This is a genomic window from Actinomyces sp. Z16 (assembly GCF_003111765.1).
In the GTDB taxonomy this organism is placed as follows: Bacteria; Actinomycetota; Actinomycetes; order Actinomycetales; family Actinomycetaceae; genus Actinomyces; species Actinomyces glycerinitolerans.
Window position 1 is genome coordinate 1,487,625 of sequence record NZ_CP027862.1, and the last position, 13,279, is coordinate 1,500,903.

The 13,279-nt window shown below is 69.4% G+C and carries 5 protein-coding genes and 2 pseudogenes; all 7 read right to left on the reverse strand.

Annotation, left to right across the window (positions count from 1 at the left end; genetic code table 11):
- Nucleotides 1–155: 155 nt before the first annotated feature.
- Nucleotides 156–923, reverse strand: a complete 768-nt coding sequence (locus C3B71_RS06145; protein ID WP_108966818.1) for a class I SAM-dependent methyltransferase — start codon at nt 921–923, stop codon at nt 156–158.
- 791 nt (nt 924–1,714) lie between these two features.
- Nucleotides 1,715–3,966, reverse strand: a pseudogene (gene glgB / locus C3B71_RS06150) (1,4-alpha-glucan branching protein GlgB).
- 111 nt (nt 3,967–4,077) lie between these two features.
- On the reverse strand, nt 4,078–5,544 hold the full coding sequence (locus C3B71_RS06155; RefSeq protein WP_234416145.1) for a maltokinase N-terminal cap-like domain-containing protein: 1,467 nt from the start codon (nt 5,542–5,544) through the stop codon (nt 4,078–4,080).
- Nucleotides 5,541–7,277: a maltose alpha-D-glucosyltransferase gene (treS, locus tag C3B71_RS06160; protein WP_234416146.1), complete on the reverse strand. Its 1,737-nt coding sequence runs from the start codon at nt 7,275–7,277 to the stop codon at nt 5,541–5,543. The genes C3B71_RS06155 and treS overlap by 4 nt, the downstream gene beginning before the upstream one ends.
- Nucleotides 7,278–7,325: 48 nt before the next feature.
- Nucleotides 7,326–9,436, reverse strand: a pseudogene (locus C3B71_RS06165) (alpha-1,4-glucan--maltose-1-phosphate maltosyltransferase).
- Between the two features lie 122 nt (nt 9,437–9,558).
- Nucleotides 9,559–10,710, reverse strand: coding sequence for a tryptophan--tRNA ligase (trpS, locus tag C3B71_RS06170; protein WP_108966823.1), 1,152 nt, complete (start codon nt 10,708–10,710; stop codon nt 9,559–9,561).
- Nucleotides 10,711–10,825: 115 nt separating this feature from the next.
- The gene (glgX, locus tag C3B71_RS06175) at nt 10,826–13,159 is read right to left on the reverse strand and encodes a glycogen debranching protein GlgX (protein ID WP_108969633.1); all 2,334 of its coding nucleotides are present in this window, start codon (nt 13,157–13,159) and stop codon (nt 10,826–10,828) included.
- Between the last annotated feature and the right edge of the window lie 120 nt (nt 13,160–13,279).

Below are 13,279 nucleotides of genomic sequence, written 5' to 3' on the forward strand. Positions count from 1 at the left end.
TCGTGGATGGCGGCGATGACGACGGTGCGGGCTATGCGGTCGAGGTGGTGAGGATGATGCACGTGGTGAGCTTGGGCACTGAGAGAACAGGTGGGGAATGGCAACATCGGCGTTGGCGCTTGAGGTGAGGGCCCCTGATGGCGAACTGGAACTGGTTAGGATGTCTTCCTCGCCACGATATAAAACCTGTGGATGCTGCCTTCGATTACGCCGGTCCTGTCAAGAACCTCTTGCGCCTCGTACAACTGTTCAAGGCAACCGTCAACAGAAAACCCGGGAAACTCCCAGTCGATGATCCTGGCGAACCAGACAAGCGCGCCCACATCGTAGAACCGTATCGGTCGGCGAGCATCTCCGCCTTCCAGCACTTCAAAGCCCTGCGCAAGGAGCTCCGCTGTTCTCACCTCAAGGTATTGCTTGGGGTATGGTGCTTCCTTGACATGGGGAAGAAGGAGCTGAACCAGTTCTTGGTCGTTCTCTGCGCCAACCTGCTGTGTAAGGAATAGTCCGCCCGGCCTTAGCGTGCGTCGCAGTTCCGCGGTGTCGTATGCCCCATGTCGGTTCGTGATGATGTCGAAGCTGTCATCGGGGAAGGGAAGTCTCTCTTCTCCGTCGGCCTCCTTGAAATCGATCCCCAGGGGCAGCAAGACTTCCTCGCACAGTTTCACGTTGGGCGGATAGCCCTCGATCGCCGCGGTGCGTTCGTTGGGGTGGTGGAAGGAGAGCAACAACTCTCCGCCTCCGGTTTCCATGTCCAGCAGCTGCATGTCGTCTGTCCGGTACTTCTGAACGATCTCTCGAAACTCCCACGGCAGGTCGTCTTCTTCTGTGTATCTGCCGTGAATATGGGAAAAGTCCCAACCGTGAATATGGGCGACGCGCTCTTCTAGCTCCCATGCCTGCTTCAATTGTTCCGCGTTCATTGTATGCTGCTCCTTCCGAAAGAGGCGTGACGACTGAATTCGCCGGCTGTTGGTGTTTGTGGGTGTGGTGGTGCGGGCGTGGCTGGTTGTGTGTTGGTCGGGTTCGGGGCCCTGTTCGACAAGAGCCGGCCCGCCAGGTGGTCGTGTTCGGGTGTGGGAGGTCGTTTTCGGGTGGATGAGGTCGTATTCGGCGGGTGCCGGTTTGCCGAACACGACCTTTTCATCCCCAAACCCTCCACATTCGGGAGGGTTTCGGGCTGATGAGGACGTTTTGGTCGGTCAGAGGACGTTCTCGGGCCGGCGGGGACGATGCCGGGCCGGTAGAGGGCGGCGTCGGAGCGGCGGGGGTGGACGGTTCGTGTGTTCCGGTGACGGTTCGTCAGGTAGCACCAACGATTCGGCATGAACGACGACGGTTCGTACACCTACCCCACGAAGCGTCGCAAGAAGTGCCGAATCGTCGACCGCAGCACACGAACCGTCAGGCCAGCGCAGCCTGATCCACTATCCATCAGCCCTCCCCGCCCCAAGTACGAAGAGCCAATGATTCACGACGAGCCACCTGTCGCGCCGGACTCGCGACATTTCCAGAGCGGCCGGGTGTCTTGGCGCCGCAGCAGCGTGCATTGGCACGGGAGACTTCGCGGCCTGGATGTTCACCTCCCTCCCTAGCATTACATCCCATGAGCGCAAAAGCCGCTTGGTACGCCGGAGGGGCCGGTGAAACACCCAGATGTCTCACCGGCCCCTCCATCCGCCTCAAGGCCCTCGGCCCGGGGACGGCTCGCGGCTCAGTCCCGCGACGGCCGCAGGAAGATGGCGCCCATCGGGGGACCCGCAGCCGCACCGAGGCGGGGCGGCCGTTCCAGGGCAGTTCCTCGGCCTCGACGTGCCCGAGGTTGCCCACGCCGGAGCCGCCGTACTCGGGAGCGTCGGTGTTGATGACCTCGTCCCAGCCGCCGGCGAAGGGCAGGCCCACCCGGTAGCCCTCGTGCGGGGTGCCGGCGAAGTTGACGATCACCGCCACCAGGTCCGAACGCCCGTCCGGCCCAGTGCCCTTGCGCAGGTAGGACAGCACGTTGTGGTCGCCGTCGCCGGCCTCGATCCACTCGAAGCCCCGGTGGGAGAAGTCATCGGCCCACAGGGCGGGGGAGTCCTTGTAGAAGGCGTTCAGATCGCTGACGAGCCGCAGCAGCCCGGTGTGACCGGGATCGTCCAGGATCCACCAGTCCAGGGAGTTGTCCGAGTTCCATTCGGCGCCCTGCCCGAACTCCTGCCCCATGAACATCAGCTGCTTGCCGGGGTGGGACCACTGGTAGGCGTACAGGGCACGCAGACCGGCCAACTCCTGCCAGGCGTCACCCGGCATCTTGGACAGCAATGAGCCCTTGCCGTGCACGACCTCGTCGTGGCTCAGCGGCAGGATGAACTGCTCGGAGAAGGCGTACACCAGGGAGAAGGTCAACTCCCCGTGGTGGTAGCGGCGGTTGATGGGCTCCTCGGCCAGGTAGCGCAGGGTGTCGTTCATCCACCCCATGTTCCACTTCAGCCCGAAGCCCAGCCCGCCGTACTCGGTGGGGGCGGTGACGCCCGGCCAGGCGGTGGACTCCTCGGCGATCATGACCGTGCCGGGGTTCTTCCGGTAGGCGGTGGCGGTGGCCTCCTGCAGGAAGCTGATCGCCTCCAGGTTCTCCCGGCCGCCGAACTGGTTGGGGTGCCACTGGCCCTCCTCGCGGGAGTAGTCCAGGTAGAGCATGGAGGCGACGGCGTCCACGCGCAGGCCGTCTACGTGGAACTCGCCCAGCCAGTACAGGGCGTTGGCCACCAGGAAGTTGCGCACCTCGTTGCGGCCGAAGTTGAACACGTAGGTGCCCCAGTCGGGATGTTCGCCGCGCTGCGGGTCCGGGTCCTCATACAGGGCAGTGCCGTCGAAGCGCGCCAGCGCCCACTCGTCCTTGGGGAAGTGGGCGGGTACCCAGTCCAGGATGACGCCGATGCCGGCCTGGTGGAGCTGGTCCACCAGGTAGCGGAAGTCATCCGGGGTACCGAAGCGGGCGGTCGGGGCGTAGTAGCCGGAGACCTGGTAGCCCCAGGAGCCCCCGAAGGGGTGCTCGGCCACGGGCATGAACTCCACGTGGGTGAAGCCGGCGTCCTTGACGTAGGGCACCAGCTCGTCGGCCAGGCCCCGGTAGCCCAGGCCCTGCCGCCAGGAGCCGATGTGCACCTCGTACACGCTCATCGGTCCGGAGTGCGGGTCGGTGACCGCACGGTGGGACATCCACTCCTCGTCGTTCCACTCGTGGAAGCGGTCGGTGACCACGGAGGCGGTGGCGGGCGGCACCTCGGTGGCGCGCGCCATGGGGTCGGCCTTCTGGTGCCAGGAGCCGTCCTGGAAGCACAGTTCGAACTTGTAGCGGGCGCCCACGCCCACGCCGGGAATGAACAGCTCCCACACGCCGGAGGCGCCCAGGGAGCGCATGGCGGAGGCGGTGCCGTCCCAGTAGTTGAAGTCGCCCACCACGCGCACGGCCCGCGCGTTGGGCGCCCACACCGCGAAGGCGACGCCGTCGACGTCTCCCATGGTGCCGGAGTAGTGCTTCAGGTGCGCGCCCAGCACCTCCCACAGCTCCTCGTGGCGGCCCTCGGAGATGAGGTAGGTGTCCATCTCACCCAGGGTCGGCAGGAAGCGGTAGGGGTCGTCGACGGTGATGGTCTCCTCCCCGTAGGTCACCTCGATGCGGTAGTCCGGGATCTCATCTCCGGGGACGACGGCGACCCATACACCGTCCTGCTCGTGGCGGGCGGGGAAGGAACCCTCCGGGGTGACCACGACGACGGCGTCGGCGAGGTGGCGCACAGTGCGGATGGTTACGCCGTCGGCGCCCACATGGGCGCCAAGCACCTCATGCGGATTGTGGTAGCGGCCGTAGGCGACATCCGCGAGGACCCAGGGGTCCACGGGGACTGGCGTGGGGCCAGTGGCCTGCGGCGGCGGGGCGTCGTTGGATTCGGGGGCGGGCTCGGGGCTGGTGACGTCGGTCATGTTCTCACTCTCCCATGCGGTGACCGGCTGAGGGGGGACTTTATACCGGTGCAACCCGGCGTGGACGAATATGTCTCACGCCGCCGGGTGGGCGGCGCGAGACACGAACGGTCAGGTGGTCAGAATCATCTTGATCCCGTGCAACGGGATGGCGACCCAATCGGGGCGGTTGCGCGCCTCATAGACCGCCTCGTACAGGGCCTTGTCGAGTTCGAGGGCGTTCAGCAACGTGGTCTCCCGGCGGCCGGGTCGGGCGGCCTGGGCGGGGGCCGACGTCGGGGCGGCGGACCAGTAGCCGTCCAGGAAGGCGCCGCGCACCGCGCCCAACCAGTCGGGGTGGGTGGCGTGGCCCACCTCGGCCGCGTAGTCGAAGGAGCGCAGCATGCCGGCCACATCCCGCAGCGGCTGATCGGGGCGGCTGCGCTCGGCCAGCGGGCGCAGCGGCTCGCCTTCGAAGTCCAGCACATACCAGCGGTCCTCCTCGACGGCGTGCAGCACCTGACCCAGGTGGTAGTCGCCGTGTACCCGGGTAGCCGGCTCCAGCCGGTCCAGTGCCGCCAGCTCGGCCAGTACCGCCTCCACACGTGCGCGCAGGCTCGGCAGCCGGCTCTCCAACTCGGGCACCTCGTCCATCGCCCAGTGGGCCCGCGCGCGCAGCGCCGCGGCCAACTCGGTGGGGGCGGGCGGCGCGGTGGCGCCCAGGGCGGAGGCCAGGTGGGTGTGCATCTGGGCGGTGGTGTCGCCCAGGTCCCGCGCCAGGGCCAGGGCCCGCTCGCGCTGCGGGCCGGCGTCATCGGCGGCGGCGAGCGCGCAGAACAGCTCGAAGCCGTCGTCTGCGCGGGGTACGAAGGTACAGGCCACGCCCGCATCCGCGGTGTGCTCGGCGCCGTCCGCATCGGCCCAGGTCAGCGTCGTCCACGCCACCGGGGTACGTACCCGGTCCCAGTCGTCGCGGGCCAGCGCCACCGACACCTCCACGTCCGGGTTGCGGCCGGGCGCGAGCACCCGGAACAGCTTCACGATCAGGTCGCCGGTGGCGGCGTCGGCGTCTCCCGCCGCCGGGGCATCGCCGGGGGCGGGCATAACCACCGAGGTGTTGGACTGCTCGCCGGTGGTCACCCGCAACCGTTCGGCGCGCTCGGCGATGGCCAGCGCCCCGTTGTCCCCGAGGGTGGTGCCGGCGTCCAGGGCGGAGTTGGCCCAGGCACGCCAGAAGCGCGGGTGATGGGCGCCGTCCACCAGCGCCACCGGCTCGCCGTCGGGCCCGGGCATCACGAAGCCCTCGTTGCCGGCCGCCTCCCCGGCGGTGGAGAAGCCGGCCAGTGCGGCGGCTGGTTCAAGCACCAGTGGCACATGCACCAGCACCGGCGTCCCCTCCCCACGGGGTACGGCAACCAGCAGGTCGCGCACGCCGTCGGCCAGCTCCCAGCGGCCCGCGATTCGCAGCGGCCCGCCGGCCGGCTCGCCCTTGAGCGGATACCAACGGCGCTGCCCCATCCAGTCCGCGAGCGCCGCCAGCAGGGCGGCGTCATCGGGCCAGGCCGGGGCGGCCCGTCCGGTAACCATCGGGTTGCTCATCTCTCCTCCTCACGGTTCGGGGCGGCGGCCAGCCACCAGTAGCCGCGCGCCGGCAGCGTGACCGTCAGCCTCCCCCGGGTGTCGACGGCGGGTGGTGCGGCATGCGGGCGGGTCGCCAGCACGGTGCGTGTGGCCCACCCGGCCAGCTCGGGCAACTCCACGCCCACCTCGACGGGGCGGTCAGCCAGGTTTGCCAGGCACACCAGCGTCTGGCCCGCCTCCCGGCCGGCGGCCGCGGGGTCCTCGGTGCGAGTATGCGCCAGGACGGCAGGGTCGGATACTTCGCGCAGCTGGAAGTCCCCGCGCCCCAACACCGGGTGCTCGCGCCGCACCCGCAGCACGCGGCGCAGGAAGTGCAGCAGCGAGTCGGCGTCCGCCAGGGCGTCGGCCACACAGCGGTCGGCGTAGTCGTCGGCGTCGATCAGCGGCAGGGTGAGCGCGGCGGGGTCCGCGCAGGCGGAGAAGCCCATATTCGCCGAGCGGTCCCACTGCATGGGGGTGCGCACGGCGTCCCGGTCGGGCAGCCAGATGTCCTCGCCCATGGCGATCTCGTCGCCGTAGTACAGGCAGGGCGAGCCGGGCAGGGACAGCAGCAGCACATGGGCCAGCTCCAGCTCGGCCCGCGAGTCTCCCAACAGCGGGGCCAGACGCCGCCGGATACCGACGTTGGCGCGCATGCGGTCCTGCGGCGCATACCAGCGGTACATGCGCTCGCGTTCGGCTTCGGTGACCATTTCCAGGGTCAACTCGTCGTGGTTGCGCAGGAAGGTGCCCCACTGGCCGTGCGCCGGGATCGGCGGAGTCTCCCGGAGCACGTCGCGGATCGCGGTGGCCGTGCCCTCGCGCAGCGCGGAGAAGATACGCGGCATGACGGGGAAGTGGAAGCACATGGTGCATTCGGGCGCGTCCGGGCTGCCGAAGTAGGCCACCACGTCGGCCGGCCACTGGTTGGCCTCCGCGATGGTGATGGTGCCGGGGAACTCCCGGTCGAGCATTTCGCGCAGCCCGGCGATCAAGCGGTGGGTGCCCGGCAGGTTCTCACAGTTGGTGCCCTCCTCCTCCACCAGGTAGGGGATGGCGTCCAGGCGGAACCCGTCCACCCCGGTGCGCGCCCAGAAGCGCACCACCTCGTGCACCGCGGCCACTACGGCCGGGTTGTTGTAGTTCAGGTCCGGCTGGTGGGAGAAGAAGCGGTGCCAGAAGTACTGACCCCGCACCTCGTCGTAGGTCCAGTTGGAGCGCTCGGTGTCCACGAAGATGATGCGGGCATCGGCGTAACCGGAGTCGTCGTCGGCCCACACATAGAAGTCCCCGTAAGGGCCGTCCGGGTCGCGGCGGGACGCCTCGAACCAGGGGTGGGCGGCGGAGGTGTGGTTGAGCACCATGTCGATCACGATGCGGATGCCCCGCTCGTGGGCGGACGCCACCAGGACACGGAAGTCGTCCATGGTCCCGTAGCGGGGATCGACGCCGGTGTAGTCGGCGATGTCGTAGCCGCCGTCGCGCATGGGCGAGGGGTAGAAGGGCGGGATCCAAATCGCATCCACACCCAGCCAGGCCAGGTAGTCCAGTCGGGAGGTCAGGCCGCGAAAGTCACCGACGCCGTCGGCATCGGAGTCCGCGAAGGAGCGCAACAGCGCCTCATAGAACACCGCGGTGCGGAACCAGTCCGGATCTGGGCGCAGGCCCGGCCGCGGCTGCGCGGGCAGGACGGGAACACCGGGAACGGTCACGGGGCTCCTTTTACTTGTCGGCAGTTGAGTGGTGGATGGGCGCGGCCGTCACAGGGGCTCGACGGAGAAGACGTGGGCGACACGACCCGCGAAGGGGTCCAGGCGCACGTAGTTCTGCCCCGACCATTCATAGGTGTCCCCGGTGAGTTCGTCCGTGACGCGCAGCACCGGCCGGGACCCATCCACCCAGCCGGGCAGGCCCAATTGCTCCAGGTTCAGGTAGACCTCGCCCTCGCGGGCGCCGTAGGGGTCCAGGTTGACGATCGTGAGGACCACGTCGTCCTTACCGGTGGCGGAGTGGGCGGCGTCCACCCGCTTGGAGTAGGCGATCAGCGACTCGTCGCTGGTGGCGTGGAACCAGACGTCGCGCAGCTGCTGCAGCGCCGGGTGGGCGCGACGGGCGGCGTTCAGGCGGGTGAGCAGATCCTCAATGCCGTTGACGCGGGCCGCCCCGAAGTCACGCTGCTTGAACTCGTACTTCTCGTTGTCGATCTGCTCCTCGAAGCCGGGACGCGGTACCGACTCGGCCAACTCGTAGCCGGAGTAGATGCCCCAGCTGGGCGACATGGTGGCGGCCAGCACGGCCCGCAGCTTGAAGGCGGGCACCTTCCCGTTGGTCATGAAGGGGGTGAGGATGTCGTGTGTGGTGGGCCAGAAGGTGGGGCGCAGGATGTGCGCGGTCTCCTGGGACAGCTCCACCAGGTATTCGGTCAACTCCTGCTTGGTGTTGCGCCAGGCGAAGTAGGTGTAGGACTGGTGGAAGCCGATCTTCGCCAGGGTGCGCATCATCGCCGGGCGGGTGAAGGCCTCCGCCAGGAACAGCACCTCGGGGTTGTCCGCACGCACCTGCCGGATGAGCCGCTGCCAGAAGGGCAGGGGCTTGGTGTGCGGGTTGTCCACCCGGAAGATCGTCACCCCGTGGCTGATCCAGGTGCGCACCACCTGGAGGATCGCCTGGTAGATGCCCTCCGGGTCGTTGTCGAAGTTGAGGGGGTAGATGTCCTGGTACTTCTTGGGCGGGTTCTCGGCGTAGGCGATCGACCCGTCGGCCAGGACGGTGAACCACTCGGGGTGCTCGGTCACCCAGGGGTGGTCGGGCGAACACTGCAGGGCCAGGTCGAGGGCCACCTCCATGCCGAGCTCGCGCGCCCGCATGACGAGGGCGTCGAAGTCCTCGAAGGTGCCCAGCTCAGGGTTGATGGCGTCGTGCCCGCCGTCGGGCGAGCCGATGCCGTAGGGGGAGCCCGGGTCGTCGGGGCGGGCATTGAGCGTGTTGTTGCGGCCCTTGCGGTTGGTGGTGCCGATGGGGGAGACCGGGGTCAGGTACAGCACGTCGAAGCCCATGGCCGCGATCCGGTCCAGCCGTTGGGCGGCCGTCTGCAGGGTACCGCTGTGCCAGTTCCCCTGCTCGTCACGGTGCGCTCCCAGGGAGCGGGGGAAGATCTCGTACCAGGAGCCGGCCAGGGCGCGGCGGCGGTCCACCTGCAGCGGGTAGGTGGCGGACGGGGAGACGTGGTCGCGCAGCGGCAGCCGGTCCAGGACCGCCATCACCTCCCCGGCCAGCCCGGCGGCCAGGCGGTCCGCGGGGAGGCGGACTCGTCGCGCAGGGCGGCGGCGGCGGCGCGCAGCACCTCGGTGTCGGCCGCATCGCGGCCCGGGACGGCGGCCGCCCGCTCCATCACCCGGGCGCCCTCCTCCAGCATGAGGGCGACGTCGACGCCGGCGGGCACCTTCACGCCGGCGTCGTGCGCCCAGGTGCCGTAGGGGTCTGACCAGCCCTCCACGCGGATGCCCCAGTCGCCCGGGGCGTCGGCGGCCAGGCGCGCCTCGTAGCGGTCCAGCCCGATGCCGACCTCGTACATGCGGGCGCTGGGGCCGTCGCTGCCGTCGGGGCGAACCAGGACGGCGGTCGCGCCGAAGCGGTCATGCCCCTCCCGGAACACCGTGGCGCGGATCGGGAAGACCTCGTCCGGCACCGCCTTGGCCGGCCAACGCCCGTCCTCGATGACGGGGAAGACCTCGGTTACCGGGATGCGGCCCACCGGCGCGTATGGGGCCGGCAGTGGGACCTGGGCGGACGGCGGAGCCGTCGGGTCGGCGGGGGCTACGTGGCTGGTGGGCGTCGTCTTCGCCGCGCGCGGCGTGGTGTTAGGGGTCACAGCGCAAGCGTACCTGCCCGCGCGCGTGCGCGGGGCCGCCGCGGCATCGGGAAGATTACGAGCGCCGCACCACGCGTGAACTGGATCGGCTCCGGCCGCTCATGGTTGCCCTTCTTCCCGGCTCAGTAGTTCATGTGCATGGCGGTGCGCACCGCGTCGAGGGTCTGCTCGGCCACCGCATTGGCCTTGGCGTTGCCGTCGGCCAGGACCTGCAGCAGGTAGTCCTCATTGGCGGCCAGCTCGGAGCGGCGGGCACGGATGGGGGCGAAGAACTCGTTGACCGCCTCGGTGGTGATCCGCTTGAGCGTGCCGGCGCCGCCGTCGCCGATCTGCTCGGCCAGCGATTGCGGCTCCCCGGCCCCGCACAGGGAGGCCAGCGTCAGCAGATTCGCCACCTCCGGGCGGCCCTCGGGATCGTAGGTGATGTGACGGTCGGAGTCGGTCTTGGCCTTCTTGAGCGCCTTGGCGGTCTCGTCCGCACTCATGCGCAGCTCGATGGTGTTGTGACGCGACTTGCTCATCTTCTCCCCGTCCAGGCCCAACAGCAGCGGCGCCTCGGAGAGCAGCGCCTCCGGACGGCGGAAGACCGGGTGCTCCTTGACGGCCCGCCCGTAGCGCTTGTCGAAGCGCTGGGCGATCAGCCGGGCCTGCTCCAAGTGAGGCAGCTGGTCCTTGCCCACCGGCACCAGGTTGGCCTGGCAGAACAGGATGTCGGCGGCCTGGTGCACCGGGTAGGTGAGCATCAGCCCGGACATGGCGCGCCCGTCGGTGGCCTCCAGCTCGGCCTTGACCGTGGGGTTGCGGTGCAGCTCGGACTCGGTGACCAGCGACAGGAACGGCAGCATCAGTTGGTTGGCGGCCGGGACGGCCGAGTGAGCGAAGATCGTGGATCGGCGCGGGTCCACCCCGACCGCCAGGGAGTCTGCCACCAGCGACAGCACGCGCTCACGGATCGGGCCCACGCCGTCGCGGTCGGTGATCACCTGGTAGTCGGCCACCAGAATCCACGTGTCCACGCCCCGGTCCTGGATGCCCTTCCAGGAGTGCATGGTGCCGAAGTAGTGGCCCAGGTGCATGTTGCCCGTGGGGCGCACGCCCGTGAGCATCCGGTAGCGGCCGGGATTGACGTCCAGATCGGCCTCGATCTCGGCGCTGCGGGCCACCGAGCGGGCCAGCGAGGCGGCGTCCGTGGAGCGGGAAAGGACCTCACCGGCGTCCGCAGCCCCCTGGGAGTTGCTGGAGGGGCTGGTGGTGGTCATTTCGTGCTGCGTCATGGCGGACATCCTAAGGTGCGATGCCGAGCGGGCCGGAATCGTGTCTCCAGCGGCCGTCGGGCAAAACGCGGCCGCGGCGGCGGTTGCGCGGCGGAGACACAGGGGAGCAGCCCGCCTACTCCTCCGGCAGGCAGACCAGCTTCTCCCCGGACAGGTAGATGCGCAGGGAAAGCGCATCCAGCGTGGTGGTGTCCCCGGGCCGGTCCTGCCGGCAGTCCGTTGCACCGGAGCGCGAGGCGCGGGCGCGGGCAGGGTTGAGTGCGCGGGCGCGGGCCGCCGGCCCCCGGCCGACCCGGTGGGCCAGGGCGAAGGCGGAGGTGTGTGGGCGCGGCACCGCCCACGTGGAGTCCCACATCAGGTGCCAGTCGGTGCCGCGTCCGTCGGGGAGCGTGACGTCCTCCTGGCCGAGGGAGCCGTTGATGACCAGCAGCAGGTCGGCGTCACCCATGGGGGTACCCGAACGGAGCATCTGCACCACGCGCGTCCACGGATCGTGCCAGGCGGCCACGTCCATCGGGTCGGCGTTGGCGCGGAACCAGGACAGGTCCGGCAGGACGTCCCCGTCGGCCGTGGAGCCGCTGGCGAAGGCGGTCGGGCGCAGCACCGGGTGCTGGTCGCGCAGGTTGATCAGGAAGTGGGTGGTGGCGATCAGGTCCCGCTGCCAGGTGGTCAGGTTCCAGTCGTACCAGGAGATCGGCGAGTCCTGACAGTAGGAGTTGTTGTTGCCGTCCTGGGTGCGCCCCATCTCGTCTCCGCCCAGCAGCATGGGCATGCCGGCGGAGACCAGCAGGGTGCCCAACACGTTGCGGGAGGAGCGGCGGCGCAGGATCTCGATGGGGCCTCCGCCCATGCCCTCCGGCAGGGGACCCTCGAAGCCGTGGTTCCAGGAGCGGTTGTCGTCGGTGCCGTCGCGGTTGTCCTCGCCGTTGGCCAGGTTGTGCTTGTAGTCGTAGCAGACCAGATCACGCAGGGTGAAGCCGTCGTGGGCGGTGACGAAGTTGATCGACGCCAGCGGGCCGCGCCCGCCCGGGTACTCGCCGTAGCTGAACATGTCGGCGCTGCCGCTCAGGCGCGTGGCCAGGTCCCGCAGGTCGTTGCCGGGGCGCCCCTTGGACATCTCGGAGGCGTCGTGCAGCCAGAAGGAGCGCACCGTGCCGCGGTAGCGGTCATTCCAGTCGTGGAAGGGGGCCGGGAACTCGCCCGTGCGCCAGCCGCCCGGGCCGATGTCCCAGGGTTCGGCGATCAGCTTGGTGTTCTGCAGCACAGGGTCGGTGGCCATGGCGATCAGCAGCGGATGGCGCGACTGGAACTCGGAGGCATCCCGTCCCAGGGTCACCGCCAGGTCGAAGCGGAAGCCGTCGATGCCGACGTCGCCCGCCCAGTAGCGCAGCGAGTCCAGTACCAGCTGCACCGCCCGGGTGGAGCGGAAGTCCACTGTGTTGCCGGTGCCGGTGACGTCCACGTACTGGGCGGGCCGGTAGGGGGCGTGCAGGTAGTACTCGAGGTTGTCCAGGCCGCGCAGCGACAGTGCGGGCCCGTCCATACCCGACTCGCAGGTGTGGTTGTAGACCACGTCCATGATGATCTCGAGGCCGGCCTCGTGCAGCATTGAGACCATGCCGCGGAACTCGTCCAGCACCGCCTGCGGACCGGCCTCGCGGGCCGCCCGAGTGGCGTAGGAGGGCTCGGGCGCGAAGTAGGACAGGGTCGAGTAGCCCCAGTAGTTGGTCCGCTCGCGCTGGAGCAGGAAGGCCTCGGAGAAGGCGGCGTGCACGGGCAGCAGCTCCACGGTGGTCACGCCCAGTGAGCGCAGGTGGGAGACGGCGGCCGGATGCGCCAGGCCCGCGTAGGTGCCGCGCAGCTCCGGGGGCACACCGGGCATGGAGTGGGTGAAGCCCTTCACGTGCGTCTCGTAGATGACGGTGCGCTCTTCGGGCACGCGTGGGCCGGGGACGACGGGGAACTGCTCGCCGGTCACCACGCCGAGAGCGGTGTGTCCGGCGGAGTCCAACTCGGAGGGCAGGAAGGGCGCATAGGTGGGGGACAGGTCCGCGTCGACGGCGTGCGCGTACAGCTCCGGGCCCAGGCGGGGGGCGCCTTCGATGGCGCGGGCGTAAGGGTCGAGCAGCAGCTTGCGGGGGTTGAACAGCAGCCCCTCCGACGGGTTCCACGGGCCGTAGGCGCGAAAGCCGTAGCGCTGCCCGGCGCGTACCCCGGGGACGTGCGCGCTCCAGGCGCCGCGGACGGGGCCGTGCATGCCGATGCGCCGTTCGGAGGTGATCGCGCCGTCGGCGTCGGTGGTCAGCAGGCACAGGTCCACCGCGTCGGCACGCGGCGCCACCACCACGAAGTCGGCGCCGTCCTCGGTGAGCGTGGCGCCCAGCCGAGTGCGGTCCGAGGCATCGGAGTCGGCACGGGCAGCAGGTTGCGGCTCTGGCGTGGAGGACATGGACATGAATCCTATTGTTGAGCAAGGAGACGCGGGATGTTACACCATTGCAGCGGCTTATGGCGCGCGGATTATGCGGGGCGCGTCGGTGAGGGTGACCGAGCGCTCACCGGTGACGGC